1 protein-coding gene is annotated in these 2,390 nt (G+C 71.4%); it reads left to right on the forward strand.

The genetic code is table 11. The features are described from left to right. Positions 1-2,196, forward strand: a 2,196-nt coding sequence (locus G6020_RS13945; RefSeq protein ID WP_182611024.1) for a serine/threonine protein kinase, incomplete at its 5' end; no start/stop codon positions are given. Positions 2,197-2,390 lie beyond the last annotated feature (194 nt).

Genomic DNA, 2,390 nt, shown 5'->3' on the forward strand with positions numbered 1-2,390 from the left:
GACGAGGCGGGTGCCGTCACCGGGCCCGTGGCCACCGCGGACACCACCGACGACCCCGAGTCGCGTACCCGATCGGTCCCCGCCGAGCGGCCCTCCGCCCGGACCGGCGAGGTCACCACCGGCGACCGAACCGGCTCGGCACCGTTCCGGATGCGGCAACCCAGCAAGCCCGAGGACCGGCCGAGTCCGGCGTCGGAGGGGCTGGTGGACCTGCCGTACATCATCCCTGTGGACCCCAACTCGGCCATGCTCTCGCCGGAGGACATCGAGGCCGAGTGCGAGGCCTCCGGTGGCCGTCTCCCGCGGCCCGAGCTCCGGCCCGGCGACGTGGTGGCCGACCAGTACGAGGTGCGCGGCGCGCTCGCCCACGGCGGGATGGGCTGGATCTACCTCGCGGTGGACCACAACGTCTCCGACCGGTGGGTGGTGCTCAAGGGCCTGCTCCACGCCGATCAGGCGGAGGCGCAGGAGGTGGCGGTGGCCGAGCGCGAGATCCTGGCCGAGCTCTCCCACCCGTCGATCGTCCGGATCTACAACTTCATCCACGACGACTGGGCCACCTCGCCCACGCACGGCGGGTACATCGTCATGGAATACGTCGGCGGCCCCAGCCTGCGGGACGTGCGGCGGTCGGCGCCCGGCCGGGTCCTGCCCGTGGAGAAGGCGATCGCGTACGTCCTCGAGGCCCTCACAGCGCTGTCCTACCTGCACTCCGTGGGACTGGTCTACAACGACCTCAAGCCCGAGAACATCATGCTCACCGAGGACCACGTCAAGCTCATCGACATGGGCGCCGTCTCGGGCGTGTGCGACTACGGGCACATCTACGGCACCCCGGGCTTCCAGGCACCGGAGATCCCCGTGACCGGCCCCACCATCGCCTCCGACCTGTACACCGTGGGGCGCACCCTGGCCTCGCTGATCGTCCGGCTCCCGGTGGTCGACGGCCGCTACGCCGACGGGATCCCCTCCCCCGTCGAGGAGCCGGTGTTCAGCCGGTACGACTCGCTCTACCGGTTCCTGCTGCGCTCCACCAACGAGGACCCGAACATGCGGTTCCGTAGCGCCAACGGGATGGCCGGGCAGCTCATGGGGGTGCTGCGGGAGGTGCTGGCGCTGCGCACCGGGAAACCACACCCCGCGTTCTCCTCGGTGTTCTCGCCGCAGCGGTCCACCTTCGGCACGCTGTTCACGGTCGAACCGACCGACTTCCTCGTCGACGGCCACGCCCGCGACACCACCCTGACCGGGGCCGAACTCGTCGACGCCCTGCCCGTGCCGCTGATGGAATCCTCCGATCCCGCCGGGCGCATTCTCGCCGCCACCTCGTACACCTCCGTCGAGCAGCGGATCGACACGCTCCGTGAGCTCTACTCCGACTCAGAGTCCGAGGCCCACGAGAGCGTGGGCGTGATCATGTCGCTCACCCGCGCCTACCTCGAGAGCGGCGACCTCGCGGCGGCCGAGGCGCTGCTGGAGGAGAACGCCCACCGACTGCGCTCGGAGTGGCGCCTGGTCTGGTACGTCGGGGTGATCGCCCTGCTCAAGGGCGACCCCGTGGGCGCGTATCCGAAGTTCCAGCAGGTCTTGTCGGCCATGCCGGGCGAGAACGGCCCCAAGTTGGCGCTGGCCGCGACGGCCGAGCTCATCCTCGACGTGTGCCCGGAGGGCGACAAGACCCGCTGGGCGCGCTCGAGCGAGCACTTCTACCGCACCGTGTGGTCGGTGGACCGGGCGGCGGTCAGCTCCGCGTTCGGCCTGGCGCGTCAGCTGCAGCGGCGCGGAGAGGTGTCGGCCGCGATCGAGGAACTGGACCGGGTGCCGCCCAATTCGCGCTATTCGGCGCTGGCCAACCTCACGGCGATCCTGCTGCTGTGCCAGGGGCGGCCCCTGCAGGAGACCGAGGAATCCCACCTGCGGGAGGCCGCGCGCCGGGTCACCAACCTGTCCGCCGGCGAGCACCGGGCGTTCCAGATCCGGCTGACCGTGCTCACCACCGCGCTCGCCTGGATCCAGCTTCCCGGAAACGAGCCCTCGCCCTCACCGTTGATGCGCGGGGTGCCGTTCACCGAGTTCGGACTGAGGTCGGGCGCCGAGACCGTGTTGCGGACCCTCGCGCGGTCCACCGAGACCCGTCAGCAGCGCTTCCGCCTGGTGGACCAGGCCAACAGCATCCGGCCGCGAACGACGTTCTGACCCGTCCGGGTGTCGGATGCTCAGTCCCCGGGGTCGCCGCGCCGCCGGGTGGCCCACAGGATCAGGGTCACCCCGGCCGCGGCGGCGGTGAGAGCCCACAGCAGCAGGTCGGTCGCGCCCACTCCCGTCTCCGCCAGGGACCCGCGGACCTGCGAGTTGGCGCGTGCCCACTCGGACGACGGCGCGCCCTCGCG

Source organism: Dietzia sp. B19 (assembly GCF_014145155.1).
Classification (GTDB): Bacteria; Actinomycetota; Actinomycetes; order Mycobacteriales; family Mycobacteriaceae; genus Dietzia; species Dietzia natronolimnaea.